This window comes from Allobosea sp. P4_H5, assembly GCF_056400825.1.
In genome coordinates, this window is sequence record NZ_JBFUKM010000013.1 from 22,061 (window position 1) to 42,846 (window position 20,786).

Consider the following 20,786-nt stretch of genomic DNA (forward strand, 5'->3'; position numbering starts at 1 on the left):
TATCGCGGCAACCAAAGGAGATGCCCCATGCGACACCTTCTCATCGCCGCGGCGATAGCACTCGGCGCTGCCGTGACCCCGGCCGCCGCCAGCGAAACCTTCAGCGGCGCGGCCGGCCTCGACAAGGTCGAGGCGACCTATGTCCGCCACAACCGCGAGCACCGGATGTGGGAGATCCAGCGCAATATGGAGCGCCAGCAGCGCTATGGCCGCCACCATCGCGGCTATGACCGCGGCTATGGCTACGGCCGCCACCGCGGCGGCCCGCCGCCCTGGGCCCCGGCCCATGGCCGCCGCCATCACGACCGCTACGACCGCTTCTAGGCGGCCGTGCCCCGCGCCCTTCGCCTCCCTGTCCCCCCAGGGCGAAGGGCGCGGGAGTTTTTCAGCCTCCTTCTCCCCTCGGGGGAGAAGGTCCGGCAGGGGATGAGGGCGGGACGACCGGGTGAGCCTCTTTCAAGTATAGCGCCTCACTTCCCTCATCCGACCCGGCTACGCCGGGCCACCTTCTCCCCCGAGGGGAGAAGGGTGCGCGTCGCGCCTCCCCCGCCCAAGCTTTTCCCCGCCCGCAGGCTCATCCTGCGGGCGTTGTCGTATCTGAGGGGCAGCGGAGCGCCGCGAGGCGCTGGTTTGATGATCCGCTTCCGTGAGCTACGGAAGCGGCGCGGATGGATTGAGCCACCATCCGCACGCCCCGTGGCGCTCCGCCAGGCGGCGATTTGAAAGCTCCGGGCCGCGCTTCTTTCGCGCCAGCGTGAGCCAGCGCGGTCTAGCGAGCTCCTCGCGCAGGGATCGTAGTGTCCCCAGGTCGGTTCCCGAAGCCTCCCGGGAGTGGGGTGCAAACCCACCCGCAGGCGCCGCACCCACCCCGCCAAACGACATGCCTCCGGTCGGCCGCCCCTCGGGGATGGGATGCGGGGGATTATACGGGGGGTCGGGAGGGCGGGGATAAGGTTGTGGTCTATCCCCGTGGGGCGGGGGAACCTCGATAGAACGCCTCTCCCGGATGGGAGAGGGGGTCCCCGCGCTCTACTTCATTGCGAGGATCAAGCGGAAACGCTCAAGATTGCGCGTGACGTACACAAATTTCGGGGGTGTCATAGCAATTACTTGTTGACACCCTCGCTCACGACGGATTGGCCAATACCGACTGGAGCGATGGGTTGCTATGCTCTCAATTGGGGAGAGAGCATGTTATGATCACGTCCGTTCGTTTAACTCGATTCAAAAAATTCAACAACACCACAATAGATCTTCATCCTGATGGAATTCCTTTCTTAGCCGGAGGAAATAACTCGGGGAAATCGACACTTCTTCATGCCCTAGCCGTCTGGGAATATTGCCGCTTTGTTCTCGAAATGGAAAAAGGTAGACCTAGCCTACAACCTGGCTACTCGGGCCAAGGATTGGGTCTATCTGACGACGAATTTTCTCCAATCGCCGTAGCAAGCCTTAAGCATTTATGGACAAATTTGAAAACGCAGATCGCTGGAGAGGACGGTTACTCTCTCGCTATTGAGTGCAGATGGATCGATGTCCTTAAAGCGGAAAAGCGACTAAAGCTGTCGCTGGCCCTAACGAACGATCGTCTATTTATTAAAACTGCAGATACAAACATCAGTGATAACGATATCCTGCCTTCGGTTGCCTATCTGCCTCCATTTGCAGGTATTTCGGTCCGAGAAAATCAAATGTCTGGCGCAGAGCGGCGGGCTATGGTCGGACGCGGTCTTGCTGGAGGCATTATTCGTAATCTCTTGCATGACATGTTCAAAATCAATCAAGAAGCAAGAGCTAAACTGAAAGAAGGAAAAACTAAGATAAAAAACTCTGATCTAGCTAAACTAAGAAAAGAAGACCCATGGGAAGTGCTTCAATTTACGATGGGTCGTATATTCAACCTACAATTAGACGTAGACCCATTTAATGAACTCTATCATAGCTACATTCGGGTAAAGTGCGTTAAGGGCGATTGGGATGGAAAGTTCAAACGATACCCGAATTTCCAGGCCCGTGACCTCATGGCGGAAGGAAGCGGGTTCTTGCAATGGCTGAGCGTGTACACGCTAGCCCTCAGCCCGAGCGTTCGTACACTGCTACTCGACGAGCCAGATGCACATTTGCACCCGTCTCTACAATCACAGCTGATTGAGGCTTTGGAAGAGATAGTTGAGTCATCGGGTCGACAAATACTAATGGCTACGCATAGCACGGAAATTTTACGCCGCGCAGATTGCGACAAAATCCTCGCGTTTCATGGCAGCAAAGCAAAGTACCTTAAGCAAGACGATCAAAAGATAAGTCTTTTTATCGGACTTGGGAGCGATTACGCGCCTAAGATCGACCCTCTGCGAAGATCAAAAAAGATGATTATCGTCGAAAATGATAGTGATGCACGAATATTGAAAGCCTTCTCCGACTCCTTAAAAAGGGAATGGCCAAAAGACTTGGTTATATGGCCCTGGACGGGCGGGAGCGCAGAACGAAAGCAGCTTTATCTGCAACTCAAAGCGGAGGTTCCCGATTTGAAGGCAATAAGCTTGAGAGACAGAGACGACCTTGCTTTGGATCAAGTTGACAAAGCATCACTAAGAGACAAGTCCGTCGATAACAAGGAAGAAAATTTATCGCTGCGGGTGTGGAGACGAAGGCATATAGAGAATTACTTACTGTGGCCTCCAGCAATCGCCAAGGCGTCAGGGCGCCCAGTTGCCGATGTGGAGAATTTTTTCGCCGAGAATGGCCTTGTTATTCCGGCAGATTTTAAATCTCGCGACGTCGTCTTGCCGATGATTGATGCACGAGGCAAAGAGCTCACTCAAAAAGGGGCGGGCTCCATAAGAAATACATTTGGAGTAACGCCGTTGCAGATCGCCAAAGCGATGGAAGCGGTCGATGTCGCGGAAGACGTAACCGGTCTCATAAATGATATAATTTCTATGTAGCCGGCCTTTACTCCATACCATCACCTCCGCCGTCCCCGTCTCTCCCCCGCTCCCTTCGGCCGCGCTTCCGGCACCGGCCCCATCTCGTCCAGCGTCGGCTTCCTCGGCCGCGCCACGCTCGCCTTCGGCCTCCCCTCGCCGCCGCCCCAGTTGTGCGGGCCCATATCGGCGTCGGTCGGCTTGCGGGCTCGGGTCGGCAGGTTGGCCGAGGCGCCGTAGCTGCGCTCGCCGCGATACTTGCCGGCCGAGGACTCGACATCGCTTTGGCGGGCGAGCGGGTCGTCGGCGATGGCGAGCTCGGTTGCCTGCAGGCGCTTGATCTCGTCGCGCAGGCGGGCGGCAGTCTCGAATTCGAGGTCGGCGGCGGCCTCGCGCATGCGCTTCTCGAGATCGGCGATCGCGGCCTTGAGGTTGTGGCCGGCGACCGGGCCCTCGACCAGGCCCTTGTCGACGGTGACATGGTCGCGCTCGTAGACCGAGCCGAGGATGTCGCCGATGGCGCGCTTGATCGTCTGCGGCGTGATACCGTGCTGGGCGTTATAGGCCTCCTGCTTCTCGCGCCGGCGATTGGTCTCGGCCATCGCCCGCTCCATCGAGCCGGTGATGTGGTCGGCATAGAGCACGACCTTGCCGTCGACATTGCGGGCGGCGCGGCCGATGGTCTGGATCAATGAGGTCTCGGAGCGCAGGAAGCCTTCCTTGTCGGCGTCGAGAATGGCGACGAAGCCGCATTCGGGAATGTCGAGGCCCTCGCGCAGCAGGTTGATGCCGACCAGCACGTCGAAGGCGCCGAGGCGCAGGTCGCGCAGGATCTCGATGCGCTCGATCGTGTCGATGTCGGAGTGCATGTAGCGCACGCGCACGCCGTTCTCGTGCAGGTACTCGGTCAGGTCCTCGGCCATGCGCTTGGTCAGCACGGTGACGAGGGTGCGGTAGCCCTTGGCCGCGACCTCCTTGACCTCGTCCAAGAGGTCGGCGACCTGGTGCTTGGCCGGACGGATCTCGACCGGCGGGTCGATCAGCCCGGTCGGGCGGATGACCTGCTCGGTGAAGACGCCGCCGGTCTGGTCCATCTCCCAGCCGCCGGGCGTCGCCGAGACATGGACCGAGGACGGGCGCATCGCGTCCCATTCCTCGAAGCGCAGCGGCCGGTTGTCCATGCAGGAGGGCAGGCGGAAGCCGTATTCCGCCAGCGTCGCCTTGCGACGGAAGTCACCTTTGTACATCGCGCCGATCTGCGGCACGGTGACATGGCTCTCATCGGTGAAGACGAGAGCGTTGTCGGGCAGGTATTCGAACAAGGTCGGCGGCGGCTCGCCCGGCTTGCGGCCGGTGAGATAGCGCGAATAATTCTCGATGCCGTTGCAGGAGCCGGTCGCCTCGATCATCTCGATGTCGAAGGTGCAGCGCTGGTCGAGCCGCTGCGCCTCGAGATAGCGGCCCATGCGGTTGAGCTCGTCGAGCCGACCCTTGAGCTCCTCCTTGATCGACTTGACCGCCTGGTTCAGCGTCGGGCGCGGCGTGGTGTAGTGCGAATTGCCGTAGACCTTGATGAATTCGAGCTCGCCGGTCTTCTGGCCGGTGAGCGGATCGAATTCGGAAATGCTCTCGACCTCGTCGCCGAACAGGCCGATGCGCCAGGCGCGATCCTCATAGTGGGCCGGGAAGAGCTCGACCGTGTCGCCGCGGACCCGGAACGAGCCGCGGGCGAAGTCGTGCTGGGTGCGCTTGTATTGCAGCGCGACGAGGTCGGCGATCAGCTGGCGCTGCTCGATGCGCTCGCCGAGCTTCAGCGAGAAGGTCATCGCCGTATAGGTCTCGACCGAGCCGATACCGTAGATGCAGGAGACCGAGGCGACGATGATGACGTCGTCGCGCTCCAGCAGCGAGCGCGTCGCCGAATGGCGCATGCGGTCGATCTGCTCGTTGATCGAGGATTCCTTCTCGATATAGGTGTCCGAGCGCGGGACGTAGGCCTCCGGCTGGTAATAGTCGTAATAGGAGACGAAGTACTCGACCGCGTTATCGGGGAAGAAGCTCTTGAATTCCCCGTAGAGCTGGGCGGCCAGCGTCTTGTTCGGGGCGAGGATCAGCGCCGGGCGCTGCGTCTCCTCGATCACCTTGGCCATGGTGAAGGTCTTGCCCGAGCCGGTGACGCCGAGCAGTACCTGGTCGCGCTCCTGCCGCCGGACGCCGTCGACGAGATCGGCGATCGCGGTCGGCTGGTCGCCGGCCGGCTCGAAATCCGACTTCATCTGGAAGCGGACGCCGCCTTCCGACTTCTCGGGACGATCGGGCCGATGCGGCGTCCAGGGCTTGCCAGGCTCGATGAAGGGGCTGCCGGTCTCGAGCAGCGCCTGCAGCGACTTCGCCGTCAGCGAGGCCGCGCTGTCGCTGTCGGGATCGAAGGCCGAGTCGGCCTTCTTCGAGAGCTTGCGCGGCTTTGCCTCGCCGGCATCGCCCGGCCGCGCCTCATAGCCCGCCTGCGGCATGTCGCTGAAGCCTGACGCGCCGCCGGGCACCGCCTTGCCGCGGTTGATCGCCGGATTGAGCAGATCGGCGAGATAGCCTTCCAGCGGCTTGAGCTCGGGCTTGCTCGCCTTCGAGTTCGGCGTGCGGGTCGCGGCGGATTTCTTCGCGGCGGATTTGCTCGCGACTTTGGGCTTGGCGGAGGTCGCGTCGGGCGTGGTGTCGGTGCTCTTGGGCATGGCCGGAATATGGGCGCGATTTGCGCCGGATGCGAGAGGGTGAAAGCGTAGACGGCACGCGTTGGTGACAGGAGTTGACAGGAGGAATTAAATCAACCTTAAGTTGTATATAGATTGAATTGCAATTCGGAGCCGAGACCATGTCGGGGGGCAAGGTCGCGCCGGATGCGGTGAAGGTGGAAGCCTTCATCGCGCGCTGGCGTGCGTCTGAAGGGGCCGAACGGGCCTCGTTTCCATCCTTCATCAGCGAGTTCTGCGAGCTGCTGCGGACGGAGCGCCCGCAGCCTCCGACGAGCGATGCCGAGGCGGTGGCCTATCGCTTCGAGTATCCGGTGAAGCTGTCCGGGCCGGACGGGACGGAGACCACCGGCCGGATCGACCTCTACCGCAAGATCTGCTTCGTCATGGAGGCCAAGCAGAGCCGGCTGAGGGGCCAGCCCAAGGAAATCCTGCCGGTCGGCGGCATCGGCGAGGAGCCGAGCGGCGCGCCGCGCGGGCGGCGTGGCGCCGATCGCGGCCTCGACGTGATGATGCTGAACGCCAAGCGCCAGGCGGAACAGTATTGCCGCGCCCTGCCCGCCTCGCATGGCTGGCCGCCCTTCATCATCCTCTGCGATGTCGGCCACTGCTTCGAGTTCTATGCGGATTTCTCCGGGCAGGGGAAGAACTACGCCCAGTTCCCGGACAGACACCGTTTCCGCGTCTATCTCGAAGACCTGCGCGATCCCGCCATTCGGACCTGGATCACGCGCATCTGGAGCGATCCGTTCTCGCTCGACCCGGCCCGCCAGGCGGCCCTGGCGACACGCCAGATCGCCCAGCGCCTCGCTTTGGTCTCCAAGGCGCTGGAGCGCCGGCACGATCCGGAGGACGTCGCGCTGTTCCTGATGCGCTGCGTCTTCACCATGTTCGCCGAGGATGTCCGCCTGATTCCGGCCGACAGCTTCAAGCGGCTGCTGCGCGAGTGCCTGGAAGCGCCGAAGAGCTTCAAGCCGCTGGTCGAGGACCTCTGGCGCGCCATGGATCTCGGCCGCTACTCCTCTGCCGTCCGCGCCGAGCTGAAGCGCTTCAACGGCCGCATGTTCGCGGAGCCGCAGGTGTTCGCGCTGGGCCGGGACGGCATAGCCGAACTGCTCGCGGCCGCCGAGCATGACTGGAGCCTGGTCGATCCCGCCATCTTCGGCACCTTGCTCGAACAGGCGCTGGAACCGGCCGAGCGGGCCAGGCTGGGCGCGCATTATACGCCGCGCGCCTATGTCGAACGCCTGGTCGTCGAGACGGTGATCGCTCCGCTGCGCGACGACTGGCGCAACGTGCTGACCGCGGCGCAGCAGGCCCGTGACGGCGGCAGCCTGAAGAGCGCGCTCGCGCTCGTCGAAGATTTCCATAGCCAGCTCAGCAAGACACGCGTCCTCGACCCGGCCTGCGGAACCGGCAACTTCCTGCATGTTGCCCAGGACCTGATGAAGCGGCTGGAAGGCGAAGTCCTGGAAGTCGCCGCCGAGCTCGGGGCGACCGAACAGCTCGGCGGTTTCGGGGCGCGCGGCGTCGGCCCCTGGCAATTCTTCGGCATCGACGCCAATCGCCGCGCCGTCGCGATCGCCGACCTGATGCTGTGGATCGGCTATCTGCAATGGCATCTGCGCACCCGTGCCTTCGCGCCGACAGAGCCGATCCTGGAAGAGCTGATCCAAATCGTCCCGGGCGATGCCCTGCTCGTCTGGGACGACTGGCCGGTGCCGCTCGTCGAAGGCGGGCGCGAGGTCGCGCCGCGCAATCCGCGTCGGCCGGACTGGCCGGAGGTCGAGTTCATCGTCGGCAATCCACCCTTCATCGGTGGCAAGGACCTGCGCGGGCGACTGGGCGAGAGCTATGTCGGGGCGTTGCGCGCCGCCTATCCGCAGATGAACGAGAGCGCCGACCTCGTCATGTACTGGTGGGATCGGGCAGCTGAACTGCTCGCCCTGCCGGGAACGAAGCTCCGGCGCTTTGGCTTCGTCACCACCAACTCGATCACGCAGCTGTTCCAGCGCCGCGTGGTCGAGCGGCACCTCAGCGCGAAGAAGCCGATCTCGCTGCTGCTCGCCATCGCCGACCACCCCTGGACCAAGGCCGACAAGGATGCGGCAGCGGTGCGGATCGCGATGACGGTCGCGGAAGCGGGCTCGCAGCACGGGCGGCTGCTCGAGGTGGTCGCGGAATCAGGTCTCGACACCGACCAGCCGCGGGTGGAGGTGCGCGAGCGGCAGGGGGTGATCAATTCCGATCTCAGCATCGGCGTCGACATCACCCGGACCACGGGCCTGCTCGCGAACGAGGGCCTGTGCTCACCGGGCGTGAAGCTGCATGGCGCCGGCTTCCTCGTCACCTCCGCCGAGGCCGAAGCGCTCGGGCTCGGCAAGCGGCCGGGGCTCGCCGACCATATCCGTCACTACCGCAATGGCCGCGACCTTACCGCGCGCTCACGCAACGTCCTGGCGATCGATCTGTTCGGACTCTCCGCCGCCGAGGTGCGCGAGCGCTTTCCGGAGATCTACCAGCACGTCAAGCTGCGCGTGAAGGAAGAGAAGGACGCGAGCGGGCGTGTCGTCGGGCGCGATGCCAACAACCGGGCGAGCTATCGCGAGCTATGGTGGCTGTTCGGCGAACCACGCAAGGAACTGCGCCCGGCCCTCGCAGGTCTCCAGCGCTACATCGCGACGGTCGAGACGGCCAAGCACCGCGTCTTCCAGTTCCTCGACTCGAGCATCCTGCCCGACAACATGCTGGTTGCCGTCGCATTGTCGGACGCCTTCCATCTCGGCGTGCTGTCTTCGCGTATCCACTGTGTCTGGGCCTTGCAGGCCGGCGGCTGGCTCGGCGTCGGCAACGATCCGCGCTATTCCAAATCGCGCTGTTTCGACCCCTTCCCCTTCCCCGAGATCGCGGAAGCGCAGAAGCAGGCGATCCGCGAGGCGGCCGAAGCGCTCGATGCCCTGCGCAAGGACGTGCTGGCCCGGCATCCGGAACTAACGCTGACCCGGCTCTACAATGTCCGCGAGGCGATCCTCGCCGGCAGGCCGCTGTCCGGCGCCGAGGCCGATATCCGCGACCGCGGGCTGGTGCTGATCCTGAGCGAGCATCACGAGGCGATCGACGCGGCGGTCGCGGCCGCCTACGGGCTGCCGGCCACTGCGGACGACGAGACGATCCTGGCGACACTGGTCGCGCTCAATCGTGAGCGGGCGCGCGAGGAAGAGCGCGGAACGACGCGCTGGCTGCGGCCTGACTATCAGCGCCCACGCTTCGGGCGGGAGGCCGCGGTCGGCGAGCAGATCGAGGCGGCCGAGTTGCTGTCGCTGCCGGCTGCGGGCAGCGTCAAACCCGTCTTCCCGACCCAGCCGGTCGAGCGGGTGGCTGCCGTTCTGGCGGTGCTGGCCACGGCGAGCGCGCCGCTCGACGCGGAGGCCATCGCGCAGCGCTTCCGGCAAGGACTCAAGGTCCGCGCGGCCATAGGGGCGATCCTGATATCGTTGGCGCGGGTCGGCGAGGTCTCGGCCGATGAAGGACGAACGCGTTTCGGACGCAGATTCGCCGCCACGGGCTGAGGAGGTCACGCAAGCGTCACGGCGCTGTCGCGCGACTGCAAACTCCGGACGCGAAGCGGGGCCGTCCCGCTTTTCCTGAAACCGGAGTGTCCCATGCGTCTGCGCCTCGCCGCCGCCCTGCTTCTGTCGTCCACAATGCTCGCCGGCGCGCAGGATGCGCCGCAAGGAGCGCCGAAAGAGTTCCCGGCCAAGCTGGTCGGCCATGCCCTGCTGCCGGCCAACACCATCATCCCGGCCCCGGCCGATGCGCCGGCCGATCTCAAGGTCTCCGGCAAGTTCACCACGCCGGGCAAGCGCGTCGAGCAGGTCGGCTCGGTGATGGGCACCTCGGGCGGGCGCCCGACCGGGCTCTCCACCCCCTTCGCCGGCCAGCCCGTCCAGGGCTTTTCCGGCATCCGCTCGCTCGGCAACGGCGAGTTCCTGGTGCTGACCGACAACGGCTTCGGCGCCAAGGCGAACTCGCCGGACGCGATGCTGTTCTTCCACAAGCTCAAGGCCGATTTCGAGGGCGGCAAGATCGAGCGCACCGCGACCACCTTCCTGCACGATCCCGACAAGAAGGTGCCGTTCCGCATCGCCAACGAGGGCACCGAGAAGCGCTACCTGACCGGCGCCGATTTCGACCCTGAGTCGATCCAGCCGATCGGTGGCAAGTACTGGATCGGCGACGAGTTCGGCCCCTACCTGATCCGCGTCGACGCCAATGGCAAGGTCGAGGCGGTGTTCGAGACCACGGTCGACGGCAAGCCGGCCCGCTCGCCCGACCATTACGCCGTGACCACTCCGGCTGCGCCGAACCTGCCGGTCGAGTTCAATGTCCGCCGCTCCAAGGGCTATGAGGGCATGGCCCAGTCGCCGGACGGCCGCTTCCTCTATCCGCTGCTGGAAGGCCCACTCTGGAACGCCGAGACCAAGGGCAATGAAGAGGTCGACGGCAAGGAAGTGCTGCGCATCCTCGAATTCGACGTCCAGAACGAGAAGTGGACCGGCCGCTCCTGGTTCTTCCCGCTCGAGCAGAAGGGTCTCGCCATCGGCGACTTCAACATGATCGACGCCACCACCGCGCTGATCATCGAGCGCGATAACGGCGAGGGCACCGCCGACAAGGCCTGCGCCGCCGGCCAGAAGGGCCCGGACTGCTTCCACGACCTCGCCAAGTTCAAGCGCATCGTCAAGATCGAGATGACCGACGCCAATGTCGGCAAGCCCGTGCGCAAGGTCGGCTATATCGACCTGATGAAGATCGCCGATCCCGACAAGAAGGCGAAGCAGGGCGCGATCGACGGCGTGCTGCCCTTCCCGTTCTTCACCATCGAGAACGTCGACGTGGTCGATCTCGCCAATGGCATCATCGTCGTCGGCAACGACAACAATCTGCCGTTCTCGTCGTCGCGCGACCCGAAAAAGGCCGATGACAACGAACTGGTGCTGCTGCAGGTCAAGGAACTGCTCACGGCCAAATGAGCCGCGTGGCTCGCCAAGTCACGGCGAAGTCGAATACTACCTGCACCAAGTCGTCAGGCGTCTCATGGCCGGCTCTCGCCGGCCATGTCCGTTTATCGCCCAGTCCTTGAGCTGCTTCTATCTTAGGCGTATAATGATCGCGACCAAGCGCCTCGTGCGTGAGGCGCCGTGGTTGGATGATCTTCACCGATGGAGGTGATCATGTTGACCGCGAATATGAGTGGAAAACGACCGCAGGACTGGCTCAACCTGATCCTCGGCGCACTCCTGTTCATCTCGCCCTGGATGATGGGTTTCCTGGCCGACACCATGCCGACCCGCAATGCCTGGCTGGTCGGGGCCGTGCTCGCCCTGATCGCGATCGCGGCGCTCACCGCCTTCGCCGAATGGGAGGAATGGGTGAACCTGGCGCTCGGCCTCTGGCTGATCGCCGCGCCCTGGATGCTCGGCTTCACCGGCAATACCGGCGCGTTCCGGACGCATCTGATCCTCGGCCTGCTGACGGCGCTCGTCTCGGCCTGGGCGGTCTGGGACTATCGGCACGAGCCGCATGCCACGGCCTGAACGATCGGCCGGGCTCGCTCGACCAGCGGGCCCGGTTTCCGCTGTCTGGGACAGCGGAAGTAGCCAGAACCTGCACGCTCAGTGTCCCACCTTGCGCGCCCGCGCGATCGCATCCTCGATGCCGCTCCAGGCCAGTTGCTCCGGTGCAAAGCGCCTGCGCAGATAGGCCGCCAACTCGGCAAGCTGGCGATCGTCAAGCGCGGTGGCGAAGGAGGGCATCGAGCCGATGCCGTGCTGGCCGCCTTCGAGCAGCATGTTGACGAGGTTGGTCGGCGTTCCCGCATGCAGCTTCGATGAGAGGCCAAGCGCCGGCCCGGCATTGAGCAGCGGCGCGGCGCGGCCGGTCTCGTGGCAGGCAGCGCAGGCGCCCTCATAGAGGCGTGCGACCGGCGAGGTTGCTGGGTTGGCAGCCCGCGCTGTCTGTTGCCCGACCCGCGCCGCCAGCGCTTCGGCTTCAGCTGCGGGTAGCGATTCATTCAGGGACGCAAGATAGGTCGCCATCGCCCGGATATCGGCGTCCGGCAGCTCTTTCAGCTCGGCGATGACAGGCGCCATCGGGCCGGCAGCCGCGCCATGATGCTGCGAGGTGCCGGTTTTCAGATAGGTGTAGAGCTGCGCCTCGCTCCAGGGAATCGGTCCGGCCGAAAGTTTCGTCAGCGCCGGTGCAATCCAACCCTCGGCTTCGCCGCCAGCGAGATAGGCGCTGCCGCGCTTCTCGGCGCCGAGCGCGTTGCGCGGCGTGTGACAGGCGCCGCAATGGCCGAGCCCGTCGACGAGATAGCGCCCGCGATTCCATTCGGCGGAGCGGGCGGGATCGGACTTCAGCTCGCCGCCCCGGTTGAACAGCAGGTTCCAGCCTGCCAGCAGCGGGCGCAGGTTGAACGGGAAGGTGAGCTTGCTTGGTTCGTTCTCTTGCCGCACCGCCGGCTGCGACATCAGGAAGGCATAGAGCGCCTGCAGGTCGGCCTCGCTCGCCTTGGCAAAGCTCGGATACGGGAAGGCCGGGTAGAGCTGGCGACCGTCGCGATGCAGGCCGGCGCGCATCGCCCGCTCGAAGGCGGCATAGGACCAGTTGCCGATGCCGGTCTCCAGATCGGGCGTGATGTTGGTGGTCATTACCGTGCCGAACGGTGTCGGCAGTGCGAAGCCGCCAGCATAGGGCACGCCGTCCTTGCCGGTGTGGCAGACCGCGCAGGCGCCGAGCGCCGCAAGCTGGCGGCCGCGCTCGATCGTCGCCGCCGACCAGGTCGACGGGTCCGGCCGGGCGATCGGGGCGATCGCGGGCGCGAAGGCGAGCGAGACCGCGGCGAAGGTCGCGGCGCCGGCCACGGCCACGCCGAGCTTGCTCCACCAGGGCAGGCGTTTCGCCGGCTCGCGCGGCGGGGCTTTCAGCAGCGTCGTGCCGTTGAGCCCGGCGAGCACGCGCTCCGGCGTCAGCGGCAATTCGCGGAAGCGCACACCGGTCGCATCATAGACCGCGTTGACGATTGCCGCCGCGCTCGGGACCGAGGCGGATTCGCCCGCACCCATCGGCGGCAAATGCTGGCGATCCATCAGCATGACGTCGATCGCCGGCAATTCCGGGAAGGTCAGCACCGGATAGGAGCCCCAGTCGCGGCTGGCGACGGCGGTGGTCTGCGAGAACGTCACCTCCTCGCGCAGCACCCGGCTGGTCGATTGCAGGACGTTGCCATGGATCTGGTGCGTCACCCCGGCGGGGTTGACCATCATGCCGGTGTCCTGGCCGACGGTGACGCGATTGACGGTGACCTCGCCGGTCGTCCGATTGACCGCGACATCGGCGACCCAGGCGGCCCAGGCGGCGCCGACGCCCGGCCAGCTGCCATGGACATAGCGCGCCTGGGCGAAGCCGCGCCCGCGCAGCACCTCGCCATCGGCCTGCATGCGCGGGCCGACATGCGGCTGCCAGTTCGCCCGCTCGGCGGTCGCCCGCGTCAGTTCGGCGGCGCGCTCGTCATTGATATGGCGCAGGCGGAACGCGACGGGATCGACGCCGGCCTCATGCGCGAGCTCGTCGATATAGCTCTCATGGGCGAAGACGTTCGGCATCGCCGAGACGCCGCGCAGCCAGGACGCCCGCACGATCGGCGGCATGTCATAGGCCGTCAGGCGCATGGTCTCGTAATTATACGAGGGCAGCGCGGTGCGATCGCCCATCTGCAGCGTCGCCGGCTGGTTGGGGATGCGCCCGGTCAGCAGCAGCGCCAGGGTCGGGGCGGCGTTCGACGGGTACCAGGTGTGGAAGTCATAGGCCTTCAGCGAGCCGCCGGGGCCGAGTCCGCCCTTGATGTCGATCAGCTGGGCCGCGCCCTTGGGCTCCCAGAGATGCTCCTGCTCGCGGGTGAGCTGGACGCGGACGGGCGCACCGACTGCGCGCGACAACAGCACCGCGTCGGCGACGACATCATCGGCGCAGTTGCGGCCATAGCAGCCGGCGGCCTCGAAGCGGATGACGTCGATCCGCTCCTTGGGCAGGCCGGTGAGCAGGGCGAGGTCGTTCTGCAGGGGATAGGGATTCTGGCTGCCGGTCCAGACGGTGATCCCGTCCTCGCGCACATCGGCGACGGCGCAGGACGGGCCGATCGAGCCGTGCATGTGGTAGGGCCAGACGTAGGTGCGGTCGAGCCGCGTCTCGAGGCTCCCCAGCGCCGTGTCGACATCGCCCTCTTCGGCGAGGAGCCGCGGCGTCGAGGGATGGGTGCGCAGCGCCTGCCCGAGATCGGAGAGGTCGGGCAAGGTGAACTCGCGCCATTGCGCCTTGAGCTTCAGTGCAGCTTCTGCCGCCCATTCCTCGCGCTCGGCGACGATGCCGATGAAATCGCCCTCGACCACCACGGCGCGGATGCCGGGCACATCGGCGATCGAATCGCGATCGACAGCGATCAGGCTCCTGCCGACGAAATCGCCTGCGTCCATACCGGCATAGGGCGGGCGCACCACCCGGCCATGCAGCATGCCGGCCACGCGAACGTCGTGGACATATGCGAAACTGCCGGTGACCTTGGCGGGGATGTCGACCCGGGCGACCGAGCGGCCGACGAGCCTGTGTCGGTCGACCTGCTTGAAGTCTGCACTCTGCGCCAATGGCAGCAGGATGCGCTCATTGGCAAGCAGCGTGTCGAGGGCGATGGCTTGGCCCGTTTCACCCTTGCGCGAGATCACGCCGTGGCTGAGCGCGATCTCGTTCTCGTTGCAGCTGAGTGCGGCGGCCGCGAGCGTGATCAATCTGGCCCGAATCTGCGTCGCCGCGATCCTTATCGCCGCCGAGGTGACCTGGATGGTTTCGCTGGCGATGGTCGGGCCCTGATCGGGCGTCTCGGTGGTGTCGCCGAGCACCATCTCGACCGCTTCGAAGGGGAAATCGAGCTCCTCCGCCACCATCTGGGCGAGAGCGGTGCGGATGCCGGTGCCGAGATCGACATGGCCGTTGAAAGCGAGGACGCGGCCTTCCGCTGTCAGGCAGACATGCAGGTCAAGCCCGTCCTCCGGCGCGGCGTCCGCGGCTGCGCCCTTGCGCAGCACCACAACGCCGATCACGCCGGCGCGCTTCAACAGCGCCTTGCGGGAGATGGGAGCTGGCGCTTCGCTCATGACGCCGCCTGCCAAGGGGGGCAGGAAGCGGGCCGGAACCACGCGCTACCCTCTCCCCCCTTGTGGGGGAGAGCTGGAGAGGGGGGTAGCCAGCCGTGAGCTTGCGGGGTTGGCAAAACGCGATCGCCGACGGGAGAACCGTCGAGGGTGGCATACCCCCCTCCCCAACCCTCCCCCACAAGGGGGGAGGGAGCGCGGTGGCGCTCGATCGAAAGCATGGAGACTCGGATTATCATAGCGCCACGTCCTGCCGGCCGCGCTCGGCGGCGAGCAGCACAGCCCTGACGATCTCGACATGGGTGCCGCAGCGACAGAGATTGTGGCGCAGCGCCTCGCGAACTTCTGCCTCGCTCGGGTCGGGCTGGGCATCGAGGAAAGCCTTCGCCGTCATCACCATGCCCGAGATGCAGTAGCCGCATTGCGCCGCCTGCGCGTCGATGAAGGCCTGCTGCAGCGGATGCGGCGCCTCGACGCTGCCGAGCCCTTCGAGCGTGACAATCTCACGGCCCTCCGCCAGCCTGACCGGCAGAGCACAGGCGCGCGCCGCCTGGCCGTCGATCAGCACCGTGCAGGCGCCGCATTCGCCAAGGCCGCAGCCGAATTTCGGACTGTTGAGGCAGAGGTCGTTGCGCAGGAAGAACAGCAGTGGCGTTTGGGCTTCGCCCTCGACCTCATGGCTCGCGCCGTTGACGCGAAGCGTGAAGCGCTTCGTCGTCCTCATGGCTCGCCCAGGCGGGGCGAGGCGCGCCTGATCGTCCTGATCGTCACGGCCACCGAGATCGTTCGTATACGAATGAGAATAATGATAAATCGAAGGGGGCTGCAAGTGGGATTTCAGCGGCGGAGGCACACCGTGCCGCCGCAACGCGACCTGAGCGAGAAAGGCGCGGGGAACCCTCTCCTGTAAGGAGAGGGCAGGGTGAGGTGTAGGTGGTCAGACCAGTTTCGCAATCGCCAACCCCGCAGTCGGGTTCAGGCCAACGTTTTCAGTCCGAACACCTCACCCCTACCCCTCTCCTTCCAGGAGAGGGGATCCCGCGGATGTCTCGTCTCTCAGGCGCCTAGTGCCCCACCGACGGGATCTTCTCTGCCGGCGGGGTGTTGCGGCTGATGCCGCTGCGGACGATGCCGTCGATCACGATCATGCCGATGCCGGGCAGGTCGCCGAGCTGGATCGAGTCGAGGAAGTTCCTGCCGGCCGAGTGCTGGGCCTTGTCCATGAAGACGAAATCGGCGGAGCGGCCGACCTCGATCAGCCCGCAATCGAGGCTGCGCATCCGGGCGGTGTTGCCGGTGGCGAAGCAGAACGCGACCTCGGCCGGGACATCGCCGAGCGAGGACAGCATCGAGACCATGCGGACAATGCCGAGCGGCTGGACGCCGGAGCCCGCCGGTCCGTCGGTGCCGAGGATGACACGCTTGAGATCGCCCATCTCGCGAGCGACCCGCAGCGTATAGAGCGCGGCGCGCTCATTGCCGTTATGGACCAGTTCGAGGCCGCGCTTGCAGCCCTCGCAGATGCAGCGGATCTCCTTGTCCGGCAGAGCAGTGTGGCCGCCATTGATGTGGCCGACCACGTCGGTATCGGCCTCGAGGACAACGTCGGCGCCGATCAGCCCGGAGCCGGGGATCGAGGGGCCGCCGGTGTGGATGGTCGACTGGATCCCGTATTTGCGGGCCCAGGCCACCATTTCCCTCGCCCGCGCGCCGTCCTTGACGCCGCCGAGACCGACCTCGCCGAGCAGCTTCACGCCGGCATCGGCCAGGTCCTTGAAGTCCTGCTCGACCATGCCGGGCTCGATCACCGGCGCGCCGGCATGGACCTTGACCCCGCCGGGGCGGAAGGCGGTGAAGGCGCGCTGCGCGTAGATCGCCATCGCCTTCAGGCCGACAATGTCCTTGGGCCGACCGGGGGTGTGAACCTCGCCGGCCGAGATCATCGTGGTGACGCCGCCATGCATGGTCGAGTCGATCCAGCCGAGCTGGTTCTGGCGTGGCGTCCAGTCGCCGGCGACCGGGTGGACATGGCTGTCGATCAGCCCGGGCGAGAGCACCGTGCCGTTGGCGTCGATGACGGTATCGGCCCCTTCTGTATCGAGATCCTTGAATCGGCCGACCGCGGCGATCCTGCCGCCGATGGCAATGAGCGTGTCGGCTTCGAGGATCGGACGCTCGATGTCGCCGGAGAGCATCAGGCCGATATTCTTCACCACCAGCTTGTGGGTGCTGCTGACCGTGGTCGCCTGCTGTTCAGCCATCGTATCCGCCCTGTCGTCGTTGTCCGGAATCCGCCGTCATCCTCATCGCCACAAGCCCGATTGACAAGCACCGCAGGACACGACATATTGTTTGTATACGAATGAATTCTTGCCCCGTCCGGACCCGGCTGTCAAGCAGCAAGGATCGCGCATGCCTTACGCCGTCACCAGCGCCTGCATCCGTTGCAAGTACATGGATTGCGTCGAGGTCTGCCCGGTCGACTGCTTCTATGAGGGCGAGAACATGCTCGTCATCCATCCGGACGAGTGCATCGACTGCGGCGTCTGCGAGCCGGAATGCCCGGCCGAGGCGATCGTCGCCGACAGCGCCGACGGAGCCGAGCAATGGCTGGCCTTGAATGCCCGGCTGGCGCCGCTCTGGCCGAACATCACGCAGAAGAGCGAGCCGCCGGCCGATGCCGACGACTGGAAGGGAATACCGGACAAGATCGACCTGCTTTCCGAACGCCCAGCAATGTGATATTGGGTGGCCTGTATCCGATAATCTGCTAAATCGCTAGACTATCTGAGGATCGACGAGATGAGCAATTTCTACGAGGAGCGCGTCCTCTCCGTCCACCACTGGACCGATACGCTCTTCAGCTTCACGACGACCCGCGACACGACCTTCCGCTTCAAGAACGGCCAGTTCACGATGATCGGGCTCAAGGTCGGCGAGAAGCCGCTGCTGCGCGCCTACAGCGTCGCCAGCACGAATTACGACGAGAACCTCGAATTCTTCTCGATCAAGGTGCCGGACGGCCCGCTGACCTCCCGCCTGCAGAACCTGCAGGTCGGCGACCCCATCATCATCGGCAAGAAGGCGACGGGCACGCTGGTGCTCGACAACCTCAAGGACGGCAAGCGCCTGTTCCTGCTCGGCACCGGCACGGGCCTTGCCCCCTTCCTGTCGCTGATCCGCGATCCCGAGACCTATGAGCGCTATGAGAAGGTCGTGCTCATGCATGGCTGCCGCCAGGTCTCGGAACTCGCCTATGGCGAGCGCATCCAGAAGGAACTGCCGAACGACGAGTTTTTGGGCGAGATGATCCGCGAGCAGCTGATCTACTACCCGACCGTGACGCGCGAGCCGTTCCGGAACCGCGGCCGCATCACCGACCTCATCACCTCCGGCCAGATCTTCAGCGATACCGGCCTGGGCCCGTTCGATCCAGCCGGCGACCGCTTCATGCTCTGCGGCAGCCCGCAGATGCTGGTCGACCTCAAGCAGATCTTCGAGGAGCGCGGCCTCCAGGAAGGCAATCACGGCGAGGCCGGCGACTATGTCATCGAGAAGGCCTTCGCCGAACGCTGAGATCCGGCGTAGATCATTCAGAGCGGCCGGCCTGTACCTTCAGGCCGGCCGCTCTGCATTCACGGTCCGCCCTGCGCTTTTGCCGAACGCGCCATGGCCTGCTACCTGTCCGGCAAATCACTTCGCAGACGAGTAGCGCCATGACCGACACCCTCCCCGACCGGCTGTCCTCCAACCCCAACAGCCCCTTCTACAACGAAGAGCTGCTGGCGAAGGACATCGGCGTCCGCTTCAAGGGCGTCGAGAAGACCAATGTCGAGGAATATTGCATCAGCGAGGGCTGGGTCCGCCTCACCGCCGGCAATGCCAAGGACCGCCACGGCAACCCGATGACGGTGAAGCTCAAGGGCGCGGTCGAGCCCTATTTCCGCAGCGCCGAATGAGGCTTGCCGCGGGCGATCGCCAGCGCGAAAGCGGCGATCGCCAGCACCGATAGTCCGGCGCGCACGGCGTGGAGCGATCCCCAGCGCTCGATCAATGCCCGGCTCGCCGCTCCCGCCTGCTCGGTGCCGAGCGCCAAGAGCGCGTTGTTCACCGGCGCGATCACGATCAGCGTGAACGGCAGGTTGGCGAGCATCAGCGCCCCGCCGACCAGCCAGAGCGGGCTTCGCGCCCGCCAGAAGGCGAGCACACCGACAAGGCTCGCCAGCACCGCGAGCCCGGCCTGCATCCGTGCCGCGCGGGGGTAGCTTTCCTGCCAGTGCAGCAGCAGCGGGGTATCCGTGAGCGCGAGCCGCGCCGGCTGCTCGGCGACGAGGATGTAGATCGCCGCTCCAGCAAACAGCGTCGCCAGGATCAGCGCGACGAGGCCCGTGGCGGAAGCACCGCTTTTCGGCGCGGTCGCATCGAGACTGGAGTCAGGCATGGCCATCTCCTTGAAATGAACAGCATGCTATATATCATTGCATAGCATGCTGTTCAACTGCAAGCTTTCCGGATCGAGCCCTGCATGACCAGCTTCAAGACCAACTCCGCCGGCTATCTCGCCAACCATGTCGCCCGCCTGTTCGCGCGCGAGCTCGCCGAGGCGGTGCGTCCGCTCGGCCTCGCCCCGGCGCAGTTCATGGTGCTGCTCGAGCTCTGGCGCGAGGAAGGGCTGACGCAGAAGGATCTGGTCGGCCGGCTCGATGTCGAGCAGGCGACCATGGCGGCGACGCTGGCCCGGATGGAGCGCGACGGCCTGGTCGAGCGCCGGCCTGACCAGGCCGATGCCCGCGCCCGCCGTATTCAGCTCACTGCACGAGCCCGGGCGTTGCAGGAGCCGGCGCTCGCCGCCGCCAAGGGCGTCAATGCGCGCGCTTTGGCCGGCTTTTCCGAAGCGGAACGCGAGGCGCTGCTGACCGGCATGCGCCGGATCGTCGGCGCGCTCTCGCGCGGCGCGGAACTCGGCTAGCGCAGCGCTGACTTTGCACGGAACCGCGCCGTCATTCCGGGGCTTCGCGCAGCGAAGAGCCCGGAACCCAGAACCGATACCGGTTGCGACGATGGTGCGACGGCCGATACGCCTCCTCCCCTGCTGCCGCGGTTCTGGATTCCGGGCTCAGGCCTACGGCCTGCCCCGGAAGGACGGTGTGGTTCCGTTCGAGAGGGAACTCTCCTAGCCCAACTGCTTGTAAAAGAAGGTCGAACCGCAATCGCGCCCATCGGGCATCAACGCATAGCGCGGGATGGTGCCGAGCTCGGTCCAGCCCAGGCGGTTGTAGAGCCGGCGTGCGGCTCCGGCCTCGTCGGTATCAAGCACCAGGAGATCGCGCCCGAGCGCCCGCGCGGCGGCCTCCGCCGCCAGCATCAGCGCCTCGCCGATGCCGCGGCGGCGGGCCCGAGAATGCACCAGCACCTTGGCGATCTCGGCGCGATGCGGCTGGTTCGGCTTTCCGACCGGGTGGAGCTGCGCCGTGCCGACGATGCCGCTGTCGTCACGCGCGACGAAGAGCAGAATGCGCCCGGCGCCAACCTCCACTGCGATGCCGCGCCAGAAATTCTCGAAATCAGCGGATGTGTTCCAGTCCATGAAGCCGACCGAGGCACCGTTCGCCACGGAATCGCGCAGAATCTCCGCCAAGGCCGGCACCGCGGCCCGTGTCCCATCCCCGTCGAGCCGCTCGATGGTCATAGTGTCGGGCGCCGTCATGATCCATCTCCTCGCACCGAAAATCGGCGGCACAATCCATTATGCAAGATTAATTCCAACATAATGGATCACGCCAGAGCAAGATCGCCGCAGCTCGCCGTCAACCCGGATTTTACGACGTTCGGCGAATTCCGGTCACCCCTGCCCAAATCAGCCAGGTGATTTCCGAAAAAGTCACGGGCTCGCGTTCTACTAAGAGCCG

At 65.2% G+C, this 20,786-nt stretch carries 15 protein-coding genes; 9 read left to right on the forward strand and 6 right to left on the reverse strand.

The window, feature by feature from the left end:
- The first annotated feature begins 27 nt into the window (after positions 1 to 27).
- Together AC1DS0_RS24065 and AC1DS0_RS24070 are read left to right on the forward strand one after the other, a co-directional pair.
- Positions 28 to 324: a hypothetical protein gene (locus tag AC1DS0_RS24065; protein ID WP_476816756.1), complete on the forward strand. Its 297-nt coding sequence runs from the start codon at positions 28 to 30 to the stop codon at positions 322 to 324.
- An 872-nt stretch (positions 325 to 1,196) separates the two neighbouring features.
- The gene (locus tag AC1DS0_RS24070) at positions 1,197 to 2,945 is read left to right on the forward strand and encodes an ATP-dependent nuclease (protein WP_476816757.1); all 1,749 of its coding nucleotides are present in this window, start codon (positions 1,197 to 1,199) and stop codon (positions 2,943 to 2,945) included.
- Positions 2,946 to 2,965: 20 nt separating this feature from the next.
- Here the strand turns inward: AC1DS0_RS24070 and uvrB are convergent, their stop codons facing one another.
- Positions 2,966 to 5,653: an excinuclease ABC subunit UvrB gene (gene uvrB / locus AC1DS0_RS24075; RefSeq protein ID WP_476816758.1), complete on the reverse strand. Its 2,688-nt coding sequence runs from the start codon at positions 5,651 to 5,653 to the stop codon at positions 2,966 to 2,968.
- A gap of 140 nt (positions 5,654 to 5,793) precedes the next feature.
- On the opposite strand from uvrB, the gene AC1DS0_RS24080 reads away from it, so the two are divergent.
- The 3 genes from AC1DS0_RS24080 to AC1DS0_RS24090 all read left to right on the forward strand — a co-directional run bounded on the left by AC1DS0_RS24080 (position 5,794) and on the right by AC1DS0_RS24090 (position 11,268).
- Entirely contained in the window at positions 5,794 to 9,240 is a 3,447-nt protein-coding gene (locus AC1DS0_RS24080) for a class I SAM-dependent DNA methyltransferase (protein ID WP_476816759.1), read from the forward strand.
- 93 nt (positions 9,241 to 9,333) lie between these two features.
- Entirely contained in the window at positions 9,334 to 10,704 is a 1,371-nt protein-coding gene (locus tag AC1DS0_RS24085; protein WP_476816760.1) for an esterase-like activity of phytase family protein, read from the forward strand.
- A gap of 201 nt (positions 10,705 to 10,905) precedes the next feature.
- Positions 10,906 to 11,268 (forward strand): SPW repeat protein, encoded by a 363-nt coding sequence (locus AC1DS0_RS24090; RefSeq protein WP_476816761.1) that lies wholly within the window; start codon positions 10,906 to 10,908, stop codon positions 11,266 to 11,268.
- Between the two features lie 78 nt (positions 11,269 to 11,346).
- Here AC1DS0_RS24090 and AC1DS0_RS24095 read toward each other — a convergent pair whose 3' ends face one another.
- From AC1DS0_RS24095 to AC1DS0_RS24105, 3 genes are all read right to left on the reverse strand, one after another.
- Positions 11,347 to 14,880, reverse strand: coding sequence for a molybdopterin cofactor-binding domain-containing protein (locus AC1DS0_RS24095; protein ID WP_476816762.1), 3,534 nt, complete (start codon positions 14,878 to 14,880; stop codon positions 11,347 to 11,349).
- Between the two features lie 232 nt (positions 14,881 to 15,112).
- Complete coding sequence (locus tag AC1DS0_RS24100) at positions 15,113 to 15,601, reverse strand: (2Fe-2S)-binding protein (protein ID WP_476816763.1); 489 nt, start codon at positions 15,599 to 15,601, stop codon at positions 15,113 to 15,115.
- A gap of 340 nt (positions 15,602 to 15,941) precedes the next feature.
- Entirely contained in the window at positions 15,942 to 17,138 is a 1,197-nt protein-coding gene (locus tag AC1DS0_RS24105) for an amidohydrolase family protein (protein ID WP_476816764.1), read from the reverse strand.
- Between the two features lie 151 nt (positions 17,139 to 17,289).
- Here AC1DS0_RS24105 and fdxA point away from each other — a divergent pair, with 151 nt between their 5' ends.
- From fdxA to AC1DS0_RS24120, 3 genes are all read left to right on the forward strand, one after another.
- Positions 17,290 to 17,619, forward strand: coding sequence for a ferredoxin FdxA (fdxA, locus tag AC1DS0_RS24110; protein ID WP_091835349.1), 330 nt, complete (start codon positions 17,290 to 17,292; stop codon positions 17,617 to 17,619).
- A gap of 60 nt (positions 17,620 to 17,679) precedes the next feature.
- Positions 17,680 to 18,453, forward strand: a complete 774-nt coding sequence (locus AC1DS0_RS24115) for a ferredoxin--NADP reductase (protein WP_476816765.1) — start codon at positions 17,680 to 17,682, stop codon at positions 18,451 to 18,453.
- A gap of 140 nt (positions 18,454 to 18,593) precedes the next feature.
- A complete protein-coding gene (locus AC1DS0_RS24120) occupies positions 18,594 to 18,836 on the forward strand; it encodes a DUF3297 family protein (RefSeq protein ID WP_476816766.1) in 243 nt (80 codons plus the stop codon).
- Here the strand turns inward: AC1DS0_RS24120 and AC1DS0_RS24125 are convergent.
- Complete coding sequence (locus AC1DS0_RS24125; protein WP_476816767.1) at positions 18,815 to 19,318, reverse strand: anthrone oxygenase family protein; 504 nt, start codon at positions 19,316 to 19,318, stop codon at positions 18,815 to 18,817. The two genes, AC1DS0_RS24120 and AC1DS0_RS24125, sit on opposite strands and share 22 nt — an antisense overlap.
- A gap of 84 nt (positions 19,319 to 19,402) precedes the next feature.
- Here AC1DS0_RS24125 and AC1DS0_RS24130 point away from each other — a divergent pair, with 84 nt between their 5' ends.
- Positions 19,403 to 19,846, forward strand: coding sequence for a MarR family winged helix-turn-helix transcriptional regulator (locus AC1DS0_RS24130; RefSeq protein WP_476816768.1), 444 nt, complete (start codon positions 19,403 to 19,405; stop codon positions 19,844 to 19,846).
- Between the two features lie 204 nt (positions 19,847 to 20,050).
- Here the strand turns inward: AC1DS0_RS24130 and AC1DS0_RS24135 are convergent, their stop codons facing one another.
- On the reverse strand, positions 20,051 to 20,584 hold the full coding sequence (locus AC1DS0_RS24135; RefSeq protein ID WP_476816769.1) for an N-acetyltransferase family protein: 534 nt from the start codon (positions 20,582 to 20,584) through the stop codon (positions 20,051 to 20,053).
- Positions 20,585 to 20,786 lie beyond the last annotated feature (202 nt).

What these genes read in the sequence shown, in the direction of transcription:
- AC1DS0_RS24090 (WP_476816761.1), top strand. Translation starts at nt 10,906, where the DNA reads ATGTTGACCGCGAATATGAGTGGAAAACGACCGCAGGACTGGCTCAAC.
- AC1DS0_RS24080 (WP_476816759.1), top strand. Translation starts at nt 5,794, where the DNA reads ATGTCGGGGGGCAAGGTCGCGCCGGATGCGGTGAAGGTGGAAGCCTTC.
- uvrB (WP_476816758.1), bottom strand. Translation starts at nt 5,653, where the DNA reads ATGCCCAAGAGCACCGACACCACGCCCGACGCGACCTCCGCCAAGCCC.
- AC1DS0_RS24135 (WP_476816769.1), bottom strand. Translation starts at nt 20,584, where the DNA reads ATGACGGCGCCCGACACTATGACCATCGAGCGGCTCGACGGGGATGGG.
- AC1DS0_RS24120 (WP_476816766.1), top strand. Translation starts at nt 18,594, where the DNA reads ATGACCGACACCCTCCCCGACCGGCTGTCCTCCAACCCCAACAGCCCC.
- AC1DS0_RS24115 (WP_476816765.1), top strand. Translation starts at nt 17,680, where the DNA reads ATGAGCAATTTCTACGAGGAGCGCGTCCTCTCCGTCCACCACTGGACC.
- AC1DS0_RS24105 (WP_476816764.1), bottom strand. Translation starts at nt 17,138, where the DNA reads ATGGCTGAACAGCAGGCGACCACGGTCAGCAGCACCCACAAGCTGGTG.
- AC1DS0_RS24065 (WP_476816756.1), top strand. Translation starts at nt 28, where the DNA reads ATGCGACACCTTCTCATCGCCGCGGCGATAGCACTCGGCGCTGCCGTG.
- AC1DS0_RS24095 (WP_476816762.1), bottom strand. Translation starts at nt 14,880, where the DNA reads ATGAGCGAAGCGCCAGCTCCCATCTCCCGCAAGGCGCTGTTGAAGCGC.
- AC1DS0_RS24085 (WP_476816760.1), top strand. Translation starts at nt 9,334, where the DNA reads ATGCGTCTGCGCCTCGCCGCCGCCCTGCTTCTGTCGTCCACAATGCTC.
- AC1DS0_RS24130 (WP_476816768.1), top strand. Translation starts at nt 19,403, where the DNA reads ATGACCAGCTTCAAGACCAACTCCGCCGGCTATCTCGCCAACCATGTC.
- AC1DS0_RS24100 (WP_476816763.1), bottom strand. Translation starts at nt 15,601, where the DNA reads ATGAGGACGACGAAGCGCTTCACGCTTCGCGTCAACGGCGCGAGCCAT.
- AC1DS0_RS24070 (WP_476816757.1), top strand. Translation starts at nt 1,197, where the DNA reads ATGATCACGTCCGTTCGTTTAACTCGATTCAAAAAATTCAACAACACC.
- AC1DS0_RS24125 (WP_476816767.1), bottom strand. Translation starts at nt 19,318, where the DNA reads ATGCCTGACTCCAGTCTCGATGCGACCGCGCCGAAAAGCGGTGCTTCC.
- fdxA (WP_091835349.1), top strand. Translation starts at nt 17,290, where the DNA reads ATGCCTTACGCCGTCACCAGCGCCTGCATCCGTTGCAAGTACATGGAT.